This window comes from Wenzhouxiangella sp. YN1 (genome assembly GCF_056324145.1).
Window position 1 is genome coordinate 56,736 of record NZ_JBJNIO010000154.1, and the last position, 15,087, is coordinate 71,822.

The window sequence follows — 15,087 nt, forward strand, 5'->3', positions numbered from 1 at the left end:
CGATCTATTGCGGTGCAGTTTCGCGAATGTAAATGCGCTGGCTGTTGCCGTCAAACAGGCCGAAAGTGGCGCGCGCTTCGGGGTTGTCGTCGAAAGCACCGCTGTCCTCGAGATCGTCTTGCAGGAAAGACCAGCGGCTGTCGAGCCCCAGCAGCACCTTGACCCAGCCGGGTGAACCGGGCTCCGTGAAGCGGAATCTTCCCCTGCCGGGCCCCGGGCCGGAATCGGAGCCGCAGGACGGCGGTTGATCGCCCAGAGTCAACACGCTGCAGGAGGTGTCGATGTGGGTATTGCCGCCGCCGACAGAAACGGTGTCGGCCCCGCTGCCGCTATCATTCTGGTCGGTGTCGAGTGAGACCTCAGCTACAAGATCAATCGCGGTGCACTCGTCGGCCTCGTTGACCCGCCAGGTGGCGCCGTCCCAGTACTCCGCCCGCCAGGGCAGATCGAGCGGGCCCAGCTCGGAGCCGATGGCGTTGTCGATGACGATGCGGCCGAAGCGCAGCTCGGTCGAACCGACCAGGCCGCTGCCGCTGAGTGAGACGCCGTCGCCGTCGATCGGCGCGGTGGTGACCTCATAGTCCGGGTAGGGACCTTCAGGGCCTGAACGCGGCAGTGTCAACTGCGCGCTGGCATCGCCGGCCCCCATGGTCCAGGCAACGGTTCCGCCATTGATATGCGGCGCGGGTGTGCCCGACAGATCGAGATCGCCACCGCCAAGGAACTCAAAGGCGCCTTGATAGTTGGCCGTCGTGATTCCGTGTGCGTTTTTTGCGTACAGGGTGAACTTCGCGTCGAAGCGTTCGCCGATATAGGTGAAAGGACTGTCGTCGCACTCGCCGAGACCGGCGCGACCGATGATTTCGCCGCTGCCGAGCTCGAAATGGTCCGGGATGAAGCGCCCGACGTGATCAACCTGACTGCCGACGACATCGGCCGTGCCGAGATAGGAGCCGCTTTTCAGCCGCGGCTCGAGCGAGATGATGCCGACCTCGGGCCAGAAAAACTCGCCGCAGGCCGTGCCCGCCGCTGCGCTATGGCCATCACAGTCGGTTCCGAAACTGCCGAAGCCCCCGGACAGGCCGGGCGCCAAGCCGCCGGACGGCGCAACCAGTCCCACATCCAGATCCACGCCTTCCGGTGTTGATTCGCGCCCGAAGTTGGGCGTGATGCCGTTGTTGGCGTTGCGCGCGGCAACCGTGATTTCGAAATTTTCACCGGCGGCCATGAAGACATCACCGTTTTCGTCGCTGGCTGCCTCATTGCCCGGGATAACGAGCGTGAACCGGGCAGGGCGGGCGACGAAGTCGTCACGGCCGGTCATGACCAGGCCGGCCTCTTTTCCGCTGCCGACATACCTGGCGTTGATTGCGACTCTGCCCACATCGGGATATTGGAACTGGAAGCTGCCCACGCCGTTGCCGTCAAAAGCGATCGAAATGCCCGTGCCCGGTTGGGCGGTGGCAATCGCGTTGCCGTTGATGCTGGCTTGCAGGCTGCCGCTGCCCGGATTGAAGTACTGAGACCAGAATCGGACATCCTTGGGTTCGTCGAAGCCGGGTACGCATTGTTCAGGGTTGTTCGGGTCCGAACGCACGGCCGCGATGGTTCCGGTGACGGAGGTGTCGGCGACGTGGTCGGGGATGTCGATCACGAAACCGGAGTCGAAGAACTCCATTTCACACGTCGGGTTCACACCGCCGGGCGTAAAGCACTGAGTGGGATTGCTCGCAACTGGATCGATTGCCACAGCGCCCAGTGTCACCATGCCCGGCGTCGTGTGTTGAAGCATGACGTTTCCAGAGCTGTCGAAAGACACCGGATCAGGCGTCCAGCCCGAGGCCGGCGACGTGAAATCGATTGCCACGGTTCCGTCATACAGTGAATCGCAATCGGAATCGGCGCAGGCCTCTACCAGTATGGTCACGGGTGAACAGGTCAGCCCGGTATCAGGATGGTGCAGTCGGATATGGTCATAACCGATATCGCACGGTCGCGTTTCATTGCTGATGGCAGCAATTTCACCTGCACTCAATACGCCTTCGTAGATTCGTACTTCATCCAGTTCGCCGTCAAAATGGTAAGGGGCAGTGCCCGGGTTCGTGTTTTCGATGCGACCGATACTGGAATAGCTGTTGCCGATGATTTGGCCCCCGCCGCTATTGCCCGACTGATTGAGCACGCCATCGATATAAATCTCGGTATCGCCGCTGGCTTGATCCCAGGTCAGCGCAATGTGTCGCCAGGTGCCGTCGTTGATTGGCTGCGTTGATTTCTGGCTTGCGGAGTAGTCATCGCCAACGGAGATTCCGATGCGGCCGGCCTGGTCTATCCAGCCCCAGAAGATATCTTCAGTGCCGCCCACTTGTTCGATACCCGCTATGCCCGGCGACTGCCAGGCTTCGCTGTTGTCACTGGATTGTGTGGTGCGAATCCAGAAAGTCATCGTGGCGGTCTGGTTCAGAATCTCGGAAACACCTGGAGAATGAATGTAGCCGCCCGTCTGGAAATCGCTGGAAGCCTCGAATCTGGCGTAACGGCAGGTGCCCGGGCTGCCGGGGGTGGCCGGATGGTTGAATCGGCTGTCGATGTTGCTGCCCGCTGTGGTGCCGTGGCGTCCGTTGCCACTGCTGTCTTCGACTTCGGCGGGGGTGCCGTCAAAAGAGGATTGTTCGAAGCGATACTCGAGCTCTGGTCCGGAATAGTCGGGGCAGGGTCGACTGTTGGCCCAGAAGCTGTCGATCTCGGAGGATTCAAGGATGCCGCTGTAGATTCGCAGCTCGTCCAGCAAGCCCTGGAAAAAATTGACCGGTGCACTGCCAAAGCTCTCGGCAGCGAGGAACAAGTCGCCGCTGGTTTGCTTGTTGGTGTAGTCAACGTTCAGCGTCTGTTCGGAGACTGCACCGATCTGGCCGGACTCGTCGTAGAGGTGGCCACGCACGAGCACGTCATCGCCGCCCGGCAAGGACATGGCAGTGATTACGAAGAAGTACCAGGTGTCGGCCGAGAGAGAATGCGAACTCACGGTCATGGATCCGGGACTGCCCCAGCGGTTCCAGAGGGTGAACTCGAGCCGGTTGCCGTCGACCGACACCTGGTACTCCTGGGATGGCCCGCCTTCACCCTTGTGGAGCAGTTTGCCGCCAACCTCTTCCATGCGGAACCAGCCGCCGATGCTCATGGCGCCGGCGCTCTCCAGCGGCGATAGGGAAGGCGTGTCGGGAATACTGGCGTAGTGCTGAGCATCGACGTAGTAGGGCGGCGGGTTGACTGGATTGAACCCCTGGCCGCGAAACCGCCCGGCCCGGCAGACCTGGCCCGGCGCAGTGTCGGGCACGGCGTTATCGCCGCCGGCGGTTCGGGCCGTGCCATGGTTGCCATTGCCGCTGCTGTCGACGATTTCTCCGCTGGCGCCGACCCACTTGGCTTCGTCCATGCGCCATTCGGCTCGGATTTCTGCGGGAGGCACTTCGAGCGCCTGATACTTGATGACGATTTTTCCATTGGCACCGGCGCCGCCCGAGCCGCTTCCAAGCCATCTGCCGGCGCCGCCACCACCGCCGCCGCCTGGTGCTTGTCCCGGGTCACCGGCCCCACTGAATATAATCAAGACCGTGCTTCCGCCATCGCCGCCCGAGCCGCCGCCCGCCGGTGCGGCGGCGCCGTTGTTACCGTTGGCATCAACGCCGTTGTGGGCTGGGCCCGCAGAGGATCCTCCTCCCCCTCCTCGTCTGTTCGATGGGTTGTCAGCGCCCCTTCCGCCAGAGAAGCGGACATCGCCTGCGCCATCCGCAGCCTGGCCTCCCTGCGCGCCAACGGAACTGTTGTTGCCCGCGCTCTGCCCGCCTTTGGCGAGAACAGTGGATGGATCTGTAAACCAGGAGTCCTGCCCGGGGGCGGTCGAGCCGCTGCCGGCACCAACATGAAAGCTTAACGTTTGCCCGGGTGTCACCGACAGAACGCTGCGGGAGTAAGCGCCACCGCCACCACCACCGGATGCTCCCAGGTTGTTTCTGTTTCCGCCTCGGCCGCCGCCACCCCAGGCCTCCACGGTGATCTCGTATACAAGGTCAGGCACCGTGAAGGTGTGATTTCCAGGGCTTGTGTAGCGGTCAACCTGCGGTTGGGCAAGGACCTGCGAGCACAGAAGCAGCGCCAGCGGAAGGCAGAGAGCAAGTATCGAATGTGGCAGGGTTCTGCTGGTGCGCATTATCAACTCCCCAGGTCCGTGATTTGGCTGCGGACTGTCCGGCGAACGAACACGGCGCTTGAGCGATCGCCCTGTCCGGCAGTGACGGAAATCGTGTGGATGTCGTATGACCGGTCGCCTTCCTTGACGTTCTGTGGTCCGGCGCAGCGGACTTTCACGAAAAAGGCGTTGACCGTTTCGTCGGCGTTGGTGCAGCCGCTGCCGTTGGCAATATGCTGGGTTTCGGCTTCCAGCCTGCCGACCGCGGTGTACCAGGCCTGTTCTGCCAGCCCCGCCCGTGCCTGGCCGAGGTGCTGGGTGCTCGATGTCAGCGCCACGACCGCGGCGAAGACTACGACGACGGTGATCAGGAAGATGCCGACGAACAGGGCGGCGCCGCGTTGTTGTCTGATGCTGATCATGGCGTGTTGAGTACCTGGGCCTGACCGAGCAGGAAGATGGATTCGCCATCTTTGGCCAGGTCGAGGCGGACGGTCAGCAGGCCGCGGCGGGTGGAGGTGCCAGGGTTGTAGCTGAATGTGCAGCCGGTGATGTTGTCGGCCACGAGATGACCCGGGCCGCTCGGGCTGTTGCCGACACCGTAGCCGGCGTGGCGGTGCAGTTGCCCGTTGCTGCAGGTATAGGCGACGGTTCTGTCGATAACATGAAAGCGCTGCTGCGGCGAGTGGGTCTTGAAGGATGGGCCGCCGCTGTCGTAGCTGATGGAAGTACCGCTGACGTCGGTGATCGCTGCGAGGTTGTCGCCTGACCAGGCATCGAAGCCGCTCTGGCCTGTGTTGTAGACCGACAGACAACTGCCGGCGCTGGTACCGCAGTCGGTGCCTGGAGAGCGGGTGGTAATGGAGCCGGAGTTCAGCAGGCTGCCAAGCACATCGAAGCTGCCCTGTGAATTGGCCGGAAAGAAAGTATCGCCGCTGCCATCGGGAGCCGGCAGCCGCCGATAGCGACCGTGGGCCACCGTCGAGATGAACTCGACCTGATTGCCCGAGACGTTCAGGCTGTTGGGCAGGGCATTGCGGACTTCGCGGGTGATGCGGTTGATGGCAAGATCGGCGGCGTCGACCAGGCTGGCGCGGCGTTCGATATCGGCGGCGGCCTGGAAGGGCGGCAGAATGAAGACCGTGGCGACCACCGCCAGGATGCCGACGAGCACGATCACCAGGATGAGCTCGATCAGGGTGAAGCCGCGGTGGCTAGCGATGGACATAGCCGGTCTCCGCTTCCACGATGATGGTCTCGCCATCGGCCAGCGTGATGCTCAGGCCGCTTGCCGTGCGGCCCATGGCGTCGAAAACGACCGCGCCGCCGGCATCGATGCCGCCGCTGCCGGTAAAGGCGCCGCCGCGGGTGGGGTGGGGCAGGGCTGTCGATCCGCTGCCGCAAGCGCTGCCACCGGCGCCGGTATAGGCCAGGCTGTAGCTGTCGCTTGCTGCATCGACGATGGCCTGAACAGGGCAGCCTGAGCCGATGGCGGTCTTCTGGGCATGGCGCAGGGCGTTGATGAGCTCGTCGCCGAAAGCCGCTCTCTGGAAACCTTCGATATTGATGCGCGGCGCGACGAAGGCGGCAAGCACGCCGACGAGCACGAGAATGATGACGAGCTCGGTCAGGGTGAAACCTTGCTGGCCGTGGGCGGGCATGTCAGTACGCTCCCCGCTGGCTCTGAAGCGAATAATCGACGCTGCCGGAGCTGTGCGAGACAGCCACGGTGATCCCTGCCGGCACGCTGCCGCTGACGGTCACGGTGACCTGGTAGTCGTTCAGCGCCGCAATGGCATTGCCGAACTGATCGGTGGGAGATTCGCTCAGGCCGTCGTAGCAGCGGATCGAATCCCAGCTGCCGCGCCCGCCCGTGCAGTCGCCGGGATCGTGTCGGCGCAGCAGGATTTCGTCCATGTATCCGGCAGCAATCGCGCGCGCCTGTGCCTGGATCATGGGGTCGGCGCTGCCGGCCGCGGGCGTGACGAAGCTGGTAAGAACGGCCGCGCCGACGCCGATGACCACCAGCGCGATCACGAATTCGATCAGCGTGAAGCCGTTTTTCAGAGGGCGCATGGTCATTGAGCGTGTTCGGATCCGGTTTCTCGATGCTGTCATGATTTTAATGCAGCTTGCGTGCCAAACCCGACGGGGTATCGATCCTGGTCGATGGTTTTGCATTTGAGGTGGGTTTGCGGATACGGGTATGCTGCAGCGAACCATCAGGAAGCCGCCGCGGGCGGACGACGTCAAGGGGGAATGAATGGGTCATGCAGCGCGCCGAGCGAATGGTTTCACCCTGATCGAGCTGCTGGTCGTGATTCTGCTGCTGGGCATCGTGGCCGCGGTGGCCCTTCCGCGCTTTCTGGATTTGCGCAGCGAAGCGCGAACGGCTCAGCTCGAGGGCGTGTACCGGGCGACCCACAGTGCCGCGACCATTGCCTTTGCAGCCTGCCAGCTCGACGCGGATTGCAACCCGGCGCTGCCCGCCGACAACTCCAGCACCACCCGCGTGTGCCCGCAGCCAAGCTGCGCGCCCGGCGAATTCATCACCACCCACTACGGCTACCCCAACGCCTCCGAGCCCGGCATCGTGCGCATGCTCATCCGCCAGGGCGTGCGCTTTACCGGCGGCGGCGAGCAGATCAACCTGCGCTCGGGTGAGATGGCCAGCAATCTCAACGGCTGTCGCGTCCGCTACACCCGCGCCGGCGGCCCGGGCGAGCGGCCGCGGATCGAGTTCTTTGCGACCGACTGTTGAAGAGCGGGCTGTGGGAGCTGGCTTCAACAAATACGGCAGACGGGGTTGAGCAAAAATGGAAGGAAAAGACCCCGCATAAAGGCGGGGTCTTTCGCGTGCTGGCACTAGTAGCATTAGGGCTACGGGGTGCCGGTGTAAATGCCCGGGAATGTAGCGGTGACGTTATTATCGTCGTCGGTTACCGTGCACTCGGCGGAATCGCCAGCGGCGCTTCCCAGGGATCCACTGGCGATCGTATAGCGAGCGTTGTCGAATTCGACCATCAAGCCATCGAGTTGATCGCAATCATCGACCAATGTGCACTCGGCTTCGCTGCCGTCAAAGTTTTTGGCAGCACAGGCCGCAAAGTTGATCGCGCTCGCGGATGCCAAGCCTCCAGCCGTTCCTTCCACTGCAGCCTGGGCGGCCTCTTCGCTCAGATCGATAAACCGCGGCACGGCCACGGCAGCGAGGATGCCGAGGATGACGATGACGATTACCAGTTCGATCAGGGTGAAACCGCCCTGGGATTTTTGAATGTTGATGCTCTGCATTGGTCTTTCTCCTTTGGGTTGAATGTTTCGACGCAGACCGCGGTCCGGGGTCGAAATCGAAGGTTGTCGTCAGCAGTGCCGAACCGGCCGCAGCCGTTTTTGGTACTGCGTCGGCGGGTGACAACCCACGACCAAGCATATGCATTTACCGTGCCAATTGGCGCTTTGGCCGGAAAATTCTTTTGGGTGAGGGCCTGAAGGGCCTGCGTGCCGGGGGTTTGCCGGTGAGCGGGTGACGCAATTGGTCAGATTATGCGCATATGTTCAACCGAAAGCTGACGTGATCTGCTGCAGCAGCAGGCTGGCGGAGGCCAGCAGTACGATCAGGCCGACCAGCATCAGCAGTATCGCGGTGATGCGGGGCCTGGCCGGAGGATCCTTGGCGGCAAGTTCCAGGTCGAGCCAGCGATTGCTTACGGTTTCCACCGGCTTGAGCAGGCTTGGCCGGATGAAAATAATCAGGCCGATCAGCAGGGCAAGGGCCTGGCCGATCAGCAGAATCCACAGCAGGATCGATGCCGGTGAGCGGCCGGCCAGCAGGGTCATGAGTTCGGGGCGGGTGAGCTGCCACAAGCAGAAGGCGCTGGCGGCCAGCACCAGAAGACCAAACGGCCGGTGGTGGCGGTAGATCAGGCGCTCGACTGGCCACTGTTTATCCAGCAGTCGCAGGGCGCTTGCCAGCCCGCTGCGCGGCGCTTGCGCATGGTGGCCGCCGGCGAGTAGCGCCAGCGCGCCCGTGAGCAGGGCCAGCGCCAGCACAAACAGTACCGCCAGCACGGTGGATATCAGAATGGCCGAGGTGCTCATGCGGATCTGACCCGGTTGCGCCCGCTGTTTTTAGCGGCATAGAGCGCTTTGTCGGCGCGCGCGATGGTGCGGTGGATTTCTTCGCCGGACTGGTGTTCTGCCAGGCCGATCGAGACGGTGCACTCGATCGGGCCGTCACAGGTAGAAAAGGGCGCGCCGGCCACTTCCGCGCGCAGTCTCTCGGCAGCGAGCGCGGCTCCGGCGAGATCGGAGCCGGGCAGAATCACCAGAAACTCTTCGCCGCCAAAGCGGCCGATATCGGCGACGGTGTCGTCCACCCGCGCCAGCCAGTCGGCACCGCGCAGCACGGCACTTGTCCGGCGGGCAAATTCCGACAGCACTTCGTCGCCGGCCTGGTGGCCGTGGCGGTCGTTGATCTGCTTGAAGTGATCAAGATCGAGCACGGCGATGCTGAATCCTGATTCGCCGCCTGAAGATGCCCGGGCGGCCGCTTCAAGCCTGGAGAGCAGACGCCGGCGGTTCGGCAGGCCTGTCAGCTCATCATGCTCGGCCAGATGCCTCAGTTGCTCGGTGGCGTCGCGTAGCTCGCGGTTGCGGCGGCTGAGCGTGCGGCGCAGGCTCGATATGTGGCTGCCAAACCAGGCCAACCAGACCATCAGCGTGGCAAAGCCGGCCAGCTCGAGAACGACCACCTCGGTTGAGCTGGTGATCTGCCCACTCAGGATGTCGCGCATGACGATGACGGTGTAGCCGGCTACGGCCACGGTGGCCACCAGCATGAATTCACCGCGGCGCAGCTCGAAAGCGCCGAACAGCACGGCCAGAATGAACAGCATCAGCAGCATGGTGCGGGCCTCGCCGGCGCTGCTAATGACCCATAGGGTGGTGATCGTGGCGATCAGGATGTGCGCCAGCGTCATGCTCGGGTCGCGAAAGCGCCTGGACCAGCCGCTGCGAATGGCGACGCGAAAGAACAGCTGGCTGGCCAGCACCAGTATCAGAACGACGCTGACTTCCAGCGTGCTGATTCGCAGCAGGCCCAGGGCCCAGGCGATGCCGGTAATGAACAGCGATATCCCCCAGGCCAGCAGCGCCAAACGCAAAAGTCTCAGGCGGGTTGCGTGGCGCCTGGCCTCGTGTGCATTCATCTGCGGTCCGGAACCGGGGGTCATGGTGCCTCCAGCCCCTCGGTGGCGCGGCCTCCAGTCTCGACCCACCGGGGATTGTTCAGTGCTTCCAGCACCACCCCGCGCAGGGCGTCGGCCCCGGCGTCGTAGCGGTCGTTGCTGTTGTGATCACGATAGCGCAGGCGCAGCGTCCAGGCCAGCTCGACCGGTTTGTCGGTTGCCGGCGCGCCGGCCAGGTAGCGGGGAAAGCGGACGCGGTAGCGCAGCTGATGCGAGCGCGGGTGGTAGTACCAGCTTCCGGGGGGAATGGGTGCCGAGCGGTTGGGGTCGGCCTCGCCGATATAGTTGCCCGGCCTCTGGCCGAGCAGGGAAATCGGATTGCTCCGGTCCAGCGCGGCGACGCTTGCGGACGAGTCCTTGACGATGCGTTCGGCCACCTCCAGACCCAGCGCCGAGCGCAGGGTGCCGATGGTGGTGGCCACGTGTGCCGCTTCAGCGTCGCCGCGCAGCGGCAGCAGTCGCCACCAGACGGCCAGAAACAGCAGCATGACCAGGCTGATGACGATGATCAGCTCGAGCAGGGTAAAACCCGACTGATGGCTTTTCGCCGGGCCGTTGTCAGCCGAGCGCCGCACGACCGACATCCCACATCGGCAGAAACACGCCCAGCGCCAGAACCAGAACGAGGATGGCCAGGAAAATCAGCAGGATCGGTTCGATATAGGCGCTGAGGTTGTCGAGGTCGTAGTCGACCTCGCGCTCGTAGTATTCAGCGGTTTCGTTGAGCATGGCATCGACGTCGCCGGTTTCTTCGCCGATGGTGAGCATTTGCAGAACCAGCGACGAGAACAAGCCGGTGGCGGCGGCCGTGCGCGAGAGCAGCTCACCGCGCTCGACGCCGGTGCGCATGTCGTTGACTGCCTGGCCGATGTACTCGTTTTCGACTGCCCGGGCGGTGAGCGTCAGGCCCTGAATCAGCGGCACGCCGGAGCGGTAGGTCATCGAAAAGGTACGCGCAAAGCGCGCCATGGCGCCCTGGAACAGGATCTTGCCGACCACCGGAAAGCGCAGCTTGAGCCGGTCCCAGCGGTAGCGCCCGTCTTCGGTCTTGATCCAGGCGCGAAAGGCGAGCAGGGCAACACCGAGTGCCAGCAGAATGACCCACCACCATTCGGCGGTGAAGTTGGAGGCGCCGATGATGATGCGCGTGGGCAGCGGCAGCTGGGCGTCAAAGCGGGAAAAGAAATCGGCGAATGTCGGAATGACAAAGGTCATCAGGATGGCCACGGCAATGAACATGGCCACGATCACCATGATCGGGTAGCGCAGCGCCTGCTTGAGTTTGGCGCGGAAGTCGCGCTCGAGCTCGAGGTAATCGGTCAGCTGCGAAAAAGCCTGCTCGAGGTTGCCCGAGTTCTCGCCCACGCGCACGATGCTGACGAACATGGCGGGAAAGATCCGGGGGTTCTGAGCCAGGCCGGTGGCGAGGTCACGGCCGGACTCCAGAGCCTCGACCAGGTCTTCGATGGCGCGCCGCAGCTGTGGGTTGCGCGTCGACTCACTGACGTTGCGCAGGCCGTGAATCAGCGGCACTCCGGCCTTGGTCAGCGTGTACATCTGGCGGGTGAACAGGATCAGATCGTTGATGCCGGGCTGGTCCAGCCCCAGCCGCTGGCGCAGGCTCGGGCTTTCGGCGTTCGCCTCCGGCGCCGGCTCGATCTCGATGGGCGTGATATCCAGCCGCATGAGCTGCTGCGCCACCGCGTCGGTCGAGTCGGCGTCCACGTGGCCGTCGACCAGCTGCCCGCGCGCGTTGCGGCCGCGCCAGCGATACCCGCTCATTGCGCTTCTCCTGCAACCGGCTCGCCAGCCGGATCCATCTTGCTGTCGAGCAGCTCGTCGAGCCCGCCGGCCAGCCGCACCACTTCTTCCAGCGAGGTGATGCCTTCGCGGGCGTAGTCCAGCGCGCACTCGATCAGCGGACGGTAGTCGGCTCGGCTGCGCGCAAGGCGGTTGAAGTCCGATGTGTCCATGCGCCGCAGCGCGTCGGTGAGTTCGTCGTCCATTTCCAGCAGTTCGTAGACGCCGATGCGACCGCGATAGCCGGTGTTGGAGCAGTAGGCGCAGCCGCGGCCGGCGCGAAAGCTCAGGTCTGCCAGGCGCTCTTCGCCCAGCCGGCCCTGCAGCCAGGCGAGCTGGCTGGCATCGGGTTCGGCGTCTTCACCGCAGGAGTCGCACACCCGGCGCACCAGGCGCTGGGCAATGACGCCGTCGAGGGCGGCGGCCACCATGAAACCCTGTGCACCCATGTCGACCAGGCGCATGACCGTGGCCGGTGCCGAATTGGTGTGGAGGGTCGAGAGTACCAGGTGCCCGGTCATGGCCGCGCGCAGGCCGATCTCGGCGGTTTCGCGATCGCGCATCTCGCCGACCATGATGATGTCGGGGTCCTGACGCAGGGCGGTGCGCAGCACGCGCGCGAAGTCCAGCCCGATCTTGCGGTTGACCTGCACCTGATTGATGCGCGGCAGGCGGTATTCGACCGGGTCCTCGACGGTGATGATCTTGCGGTCCGCCTGGTTGATGTGATTGAGCGCGGCATACAGGGTGGTGGTCTTGCCCGAGCCGGTCGGCCCGGTGACTAGCACCATGCCCGAAGGCCGCTGAATCAGACGGCGGATGCGGGCCTCCATCGCGGCGGGGATGCCCAGCCGGTCGAGCTCCAGCAGCCCCGCTGACTGGTCGAGCAGGCGCATGACCATCGATTCGCCGTACTGGATCGGCATGGTCGACAGACGCACGTCGATGTTGTGGTCCTTGACCCGCACCGAAAAGCGCCCGTCCTGGGGCAGGCGTTTTTCGCTGATGTTGAGCGAGGCCATCAGCTTCAGCCGGGTGACCAGGGCCGAGGCCACGCGGCGGCCCTCGATGACCTGCTCTTGAAGCTCGCCGTCGACGCGCTGACGAATGCGCAGCACCTGCTCGTCGGGTTCGATGTGAATATCCGAAGCGCCGATCTGCACGGCGTCTTCGAACATCGACTGCAGCAGCTTGATGACCGGGGCATCGACCTGGCCTTCGTCGTCCTCGAGCTGGGAGATGTCGTAGTCGCTTTCCGAGAGCTCTTCGCCCAGTTCCTCGGCCAGCGAGGAAATCTCTTCGGTGCGTCGGTAGACAATGTCGATGGTGCGCAGCAGGTCCGATTCGCGCACCAGCACGATGTTGACGTGCTTCTTGAGGATGCTGCGCAGCGCGTCGTAGCCGAAGATGTCGGTGGGGTCGGCCATGCCCACCGTGACTTCGTCGTCTTTTTCTGCCAGCACGATGGCGCGGTAGCGGCGGGCATGTGTTTCCGGCAGCAGGCGCACGGTCTGCGGCTTGAAGTTGTAGTGCTTCAGATCGATGACCGGAATATCGAGCTGGCGGCCGAGGAAGTCGAGCAGCTCGTCTTCGCTGACGTGGCCCAGCTGTACCAGGGTGCGTCCGAGCTTGTGCCCGGAGCGCTTCTGCTCGGCCAGTGCTTCCTGAAGCTGGCTCTCAGAGATCAACTTGTGCTGAACGAGCAGATCGCCGATGCGGATTTTCTGTCGCGGCTTGCGCACGCTGCTCATGGAGTTTCTCCGATCATGGGTTCGAGGGCGATCAGGCGCCGGCGGGCAAAGCGGCTTGCGCGCGGGTCGTCGCTTTCCAGCGCGCGCTGGTAGGCCGTGAGCGCTTCGTCGCGCTGCTCGAGTGCCTCCAGAGAGACGCCCAGGCCCACCCAGACAGCGCCGCGGCGCGGCAGCGCGTCGCCAAGCGCACGATATTTTGCGGCGGCGGCTTTGTGGTCGCCGGCCTGGCGCCGGGCGGCGGCCAGCAGCAGGTGATAGTCCGTTGCGCTCTCCAGCGGCGGGGTGTGTTCCTCCAGGAGGGCGCGCGCCCGGGTGGTTTCGCCGCGCTGAAGCAGCAGTCGCGCCAGCGGCGCGGCAAGCTCTGCGGCCTCAGCGGCTTGCTGCAAGCCGCGTTCGAGGCTGGCAATGGCGGCCTGCGGCCGGCGCTGCTGCTGTTGGGCGCGGGCCAGCAGGCGGTACGCTTCAGTCAATTCGGGTTGCTCGGAAATCAGGCTGCGAAGCTGCGCCTCGGCGCGGCGGAACTGGCCGCGCGCCAGTTGGCGTCGCGCCGTGGCCAGTGGGCCGGCAGCACCCGGCGCGGGGTTCGCGCGGCTGATCGAGATGGTCGGCTCCGGCGCCGCCGTTGCGGTCGTTTCCGACTGCGCTTGCCCGGCGCTCGCGGCGACTGCCGTGCCGGAGGGTGCGACCGCAGCGGGCGGCTGCTTTGGCCGCGGCCGGTCGTCGGCGGCTGCCTGTCGCGGCTCGTGGTCGGGTTCCGGCCGGGGCGCTGTGCGCTTTGGTGGCGCCGATGCAGCCACGTCGGCGGGTTTGACCGGTGGAATTGCAGCTGCTGGCTGGGCTGCGACCTCGCGGTGGCTGTCGTCGGAAACTCGCGGCGCGGGTTCAGGGGCGGCGCTGACGGGTTGTGCAGGCGGCAGCGCGGGTGATGCCTTTGCGGCGCCGTCGGCGCGGGCCAGCAGGGGCACTTCTCCGCTGACGGGGTCCGCGTGCCGGGTGTCTTGCAGAGCAAAATGCAGCACCACACCGACGGCCACCGCCGCCAGCAGCCAGAGCGGCCAGCGTGCGCTGATTCGGCGCTGCGCGCGCCCGGGCGGTGACGGCGTGCGCGCCGGGTTCTGCGCTGGGGTGGACTTGCGCTCTTCAAGGTCCCTGAGAACGTCGTTGATCAGGCTCATCCGCCGCTCCGCATCAGTTCAAGCAGTACGAAGGCGCCGGCCGCGACCAGCGTGAAGGCGGCCACGCGGGCGGCGGGCTGCAGCCGCGGCCACCACAGTGCATTGCGGGTGGCTTCGGTATCGGCGATGGCCCGGCGCACATCAGCCGAGCCGGCCTGGCTGGCGCCCTTGCCCCAGGCCGACAGCAAGGCCTTGTCGGCCAGCACGTTGACCAGGCGGGGCACGCCGTCGCTGGCGCGGGCGATGCGATCGAGCGCCCGTGTCGTGAACAGGGGGCGCCTGGCGCCGGCGCGCTCGAGTCGATGACCGATATAGTCGGCCACGCCGCGGCGGTCCAGCGGTTCCAGCTGGCAGGAGTAGGTGATGCGCTGGCGCAGCTGGCGGAACTGCGGCATCGCCAGGCGGCGATCGAGCTCGGACTGGCCGAACAGCACCACCTGCAGCAGCTTGCGGCGCTCGGTTTCCAGGTTGGTCAAAAGGCGCACGGTTTCGAGCGTGCTTGCCGGCAGCGCCTGGGCTTCGTCGATGATCAAAACCGGCTGCTTGCCGGCCGCGGCCATGGCGGCCAGCTCGGTCTGCAAGCGCTCGTGTATCTGCTGTTGGCTGGGCCGGCCGGGCAGGTGAATGCCCAGATCGCGCGCCAGCGCCATGCGCAGCGTGCCCGGCGACAGGTGCGGGTCAGGCATCCAGGCGGTCACGAACGGTGTATCGAGCTGATCGAGCAGGGTGCGGCAGAGCAGCGTCTTGCCCAGACCGACCTCGCCCACGACCTTGATGAAGCCCTCGCCCTGCTCAAGCGCGACGCGCAGGGTGGTGAGCGCTTCGGCCTGGGACGGCTCCGGGTAGCGGAAGGCCAGGTGGGGCGTGAGCCGGAAAGGCCGTTGATCGAGTTCGAAATGCTGGCAGTACATGAATCGGGGCGC

14 protein-coding genes are annotated in these 15,087 nt (G+C 64.8%); 1 reads left to right on the forward strand and 13 read right to left on the reverse strand.

Annotation, left to right across the window (positions count from 1 at the left end; all coding sequences use genetic code 11):
• Nucleotides 1-4: 4 nt before the first annotated feature.
• The 5 genes from ACEWQZ_RS10090 to ACEWQZ_RS10110 are packed head-to-tail and all read right to left on the reverse strand — an operon-like array spanning nt 5 to nt 6,271.
• Nucleotides 5-4,210, reverse strand: a complete 4,206-nt coding sequence (locus ACEWQZ_RS10090) for a DUF6701 domain-containing protein (RefSeq protein ID WP_476482965.1) — start codon at nt 4,208-4,210, stop codon at nt 5-7.
• 2 nt (nt 4,211-4,212) lie between these two features.
• Nucleotides 4,213-4,611: a hypothetical protein gene (locus tag ACEWQZ_RS10095; protein ID WP_476482966.1), complete on the reverse strand. Its 399-nt coding sequence runs from the start codon at nt 4,609-4,611 to the stop codon at nt 4,213-4,215.
• On the reverse strand, nt 4,608-5,417 hold the full coding sequence (locus ACEWQZ_RS10100) for a type II secretion system protein (protein ID WP_476482967.1): 810 nt from the start codon (nt 5,415-5,417) through the stop codon (nt 4,608-4,610). The genes ACEWQZ_RS10095 and ACEWQZ_RS10100 overlap by 4 nt, the downstream gene beginning before the upstream one ends.
• Nucleotides 5,404-5,850: a pilus assembly FimT family protein gene (locus tag ACEWQZ_RS10105; protein WP_476482968.1), complete on the reverse strand. Its 447-nt coding sequence runs from the start codon at nt 5,848-5,850 to the stop codon at nt 5,404-5,406. The genes ACEWQZ_RS10100 and ACEWQZ_RS10105 overlap by 14 nt, the downstream gene beginning before the upstream one ends.
• Before the next feature lies 1 nt (nt 5,851).
• A complete protein-coding gene (locus ACEWQZ_RS10110; protein ID WP_476482969.1) occupies nt 5,852-6,271 on the reverse strand; it encodes a type II secretion system protein in 420 nt (139 codons plus the stop codon).
• Nucleotides 6,272-6,452: 181 nt separating this feature from the next.
• Between ACEWQZ_RS10110 and ACEWQZ_RS10115 the strand changes: the two genes are divergently transcribed.
• On the forward strand, nt 6,453-6,950 hold the full coding sequence (locus tag ACEWQZ_RS10115; RefSeq protein ID WP_476482970.1) for a prepilin-type N-terminal cleavage/methylation domain-containing protein: 498 nt from the start codon (nt 6,453-6,455) through the stop codon (nt 6,948-6,950).
• Nucleotides 6,951-7,069: 119 nt separating this feature from the next.
• On the opposite strand, the gene ACEWQZ_RS10120 is transcribed toward ACEWQZ_RS10115, so the two are convergent.
• From ACEWQZ_RS10120 to ACEWQZ_RS10155, 8 genes are all read right to left on the reverse strand, one after another.
• The gene (locus ACEWQZ_RS10120; protein ID WP_476482971.1) at nt 7,070-7,483 is read right to left on the reverse strand and encodes a type II secretion system protein; all 414 of its coding nucleotides are present in this window, start codon (nt 7,481-7,483) and stop codon (nt 7,070-7,072) included.
• 264 nt (nt 7,484-7,747) lie between these two features.
• Nucleotides 7,748-8,290, reverse strand: coding sequence for a hypothetical protein (locus ACEWQZ_RS10125; RefSeq protein WP_476482972.1), 543 nt, complete (start codon nt 8,288-8,290; stop codon nt 7,748-7,750).
• Nucleotides 8,287-9,423 (reverse strand): GGDEF domain-containing protein, encoded by a 1,137-nt coding sequence (locus ACEWQZ_RS10130; protein WP_476482973.1) that lies wholly within the window; start codon nt 9,421-9,423, stop codon nt 8,287-8,289. The genes ACEWQZ_RS10125 and ACEWQZ_RS10130 overlap by 4 nt, the downstream gene beginning before the upstream one ends.
• Nucleotides 9,420-10,013, reverse strand: coding sequence for a prepilin-type N-terminal cleavage/methylation domain-containing protein (locus ACEWQZ_RS10135; RefSeq protein ID WP_476482974.1), 594 nt, complete (start codon nt 10,011-10,013; stop codon nt 9,420-9,422). The genes ACEWQZ_RS10130 and ACEWQZ_RS10135 overlap by 4 nt, the downstream gene beginning before the upstream one ends.
• Entirely contained in the window at nt 9,997-11,220 is a 1,224-nt protein-coding gene (locus ACEWQZ_RS10140; RefSeq protein WP_476482975.1) for a type II secretion system F family protein, read from the reverse strand. The genes ACEWQZ_RS10135 and ACEWQZ_RS10140 overlap by 17 nt, the downstream gene beginning before the upstream one ends.
• Nucleotides 11,217-12,989, reverse strand: coding sequence for a GspE/PulE family protein (locus ACEWQZ_RS10145; RefSeq protein WP_476482976.1), 1,773 nt, complete (start codon nt 12,987-12,989; stop codon nt 11,217-11,219). The genes ACEWQZ_RS10140 and ACEWQZ_RS10145 overlap by 4 nt, the downstream gene beginning before the upstream one ends.
• Nucleotides 12,986-14,164 carry a tetratricopeptide repeat protein gene (locus ACEWQZ_RS10150; protein ID WP_476482977.1) on the reverse strand — a complete coding sequence of 393 codons (1,179 nt, stop codon included), beginning with the start codon at nt 14,162-14,164 and terminating at the stop codon, nt 12,986-12,988. Before ACEWQZ_RS10150 ends, ACEWQZ_RS10145 begins: the two co-directional genes overlap by 4 nt.
• Nucleotides 14,161-15,075, reverse strand: coding sequence for an ExeA family protein (locus tag ACEWQZ_RS10155; RefSeq protein ID WP_476482978.1), 915 nt, complete (start codon nt 15,073-15,075; stop codon nt 14,161-14,163). The genes ACEWQZ_RS10150 and ACEWQZ_RS10155 overlap by 4 nt, the downstream gene beginning before the upstream one ends.
• Between the last annotated feature and the right edge of the window lie 12 nt (nt 15,076-15,087).

Coding starts and splice junctions, on each gene's coding strand:
- ACEWQZ_RS10105 (WP_476482968.1), bottom strand. CDS start 5,850: ATGCCCGCCCACGGCCAGCAAGGTTTCACCCTGACCGAGCTCGTCATC.
- ACEWQZ_RS10130 (WP_476482973.1), bottom strand. CDS start 9,423: ATGACCCCCGGTTCCGGACCGCAGATGAATGCACACGAGGCCAGGCGC.
- ACEWQZ_RS10120 (WP_476482971.1), bottom strand. CDS start 7,483: ATGCAGAGCATCAACATTCAAAAATCCCAGGGCGGTTTCACCCTGATC.
- ACEWQZ_RS10090 (WP_476482965.1), bottom strand. CDS start 4,210: ATGCGCACCAGCAGAACCCTGCCACATTCGATACTTGCTCTCTGCCTT.
- ACEWQZ_RS10145 (WP_476482976.1), bottom strand. CDS start 12,989: ATGAGCAGCGTGCGCAAGCCGCGACAGAAAATCCGCATCGGCGATCTG.
- ACEWQZ_RS10100 (WP_476482967.1), bottom strand. CDS start 5,417: ATGTCCATCGCTAGCCACCGCGGCTTCACCCTGATCGAGCTCATCCTG.
- ACEWQZ_RS10110 (WP_476482969.1), bottom strand. CDS start 6,271: ATGACCATGCGCCCTCTGAAAAACGGCTTCACGCTGATCGAATTCGTG.
- ACEWQZ_RS10125 (WP_476482972.1), bottom strand. CDS start 8,290: ATGAGCACCTCGGCCATTCTGATATCCACCGTGCTGGCGGTACTGTTT.
- ACEWQZ_RS10150 (WP_476482977.1), bottom strand. CDS start 14,164: ATGAGCCTGATCAACGACGTTCTCAGGGACCTTGAAGAGCGCAAGTCC.
- ACEWQZ_RS10115 (WP_476482970.1), top strand. CDS start 6,453: ATGGGTCATGCAGCGCGCCGAGCGAATGGTTTCACCCTGATCGAGCTG.
- ACEWQZ_RS10155 (WP_476482978.1), bottom strand. CDS start 15,075: ATGTACTGCCAGCATTTCGAACTCGATCAACGGCCTTTCCGGCTCACG.
- ACEWQZ_RS10095 (WP_476482966.1), bottom strand. CDS start 4,611: ATGATCAGCATCAGACAACAACGCGGCGCCGCCCTGTTCGTCGGCATC.
- ACEWQZ_RS10140 (WP_476482975.1), bottom strand. CDS start 11,220: ATGAGCGGGTATCGCTGGCGCGGCCGCAACGCGCGCGGGCAGCTGGTC.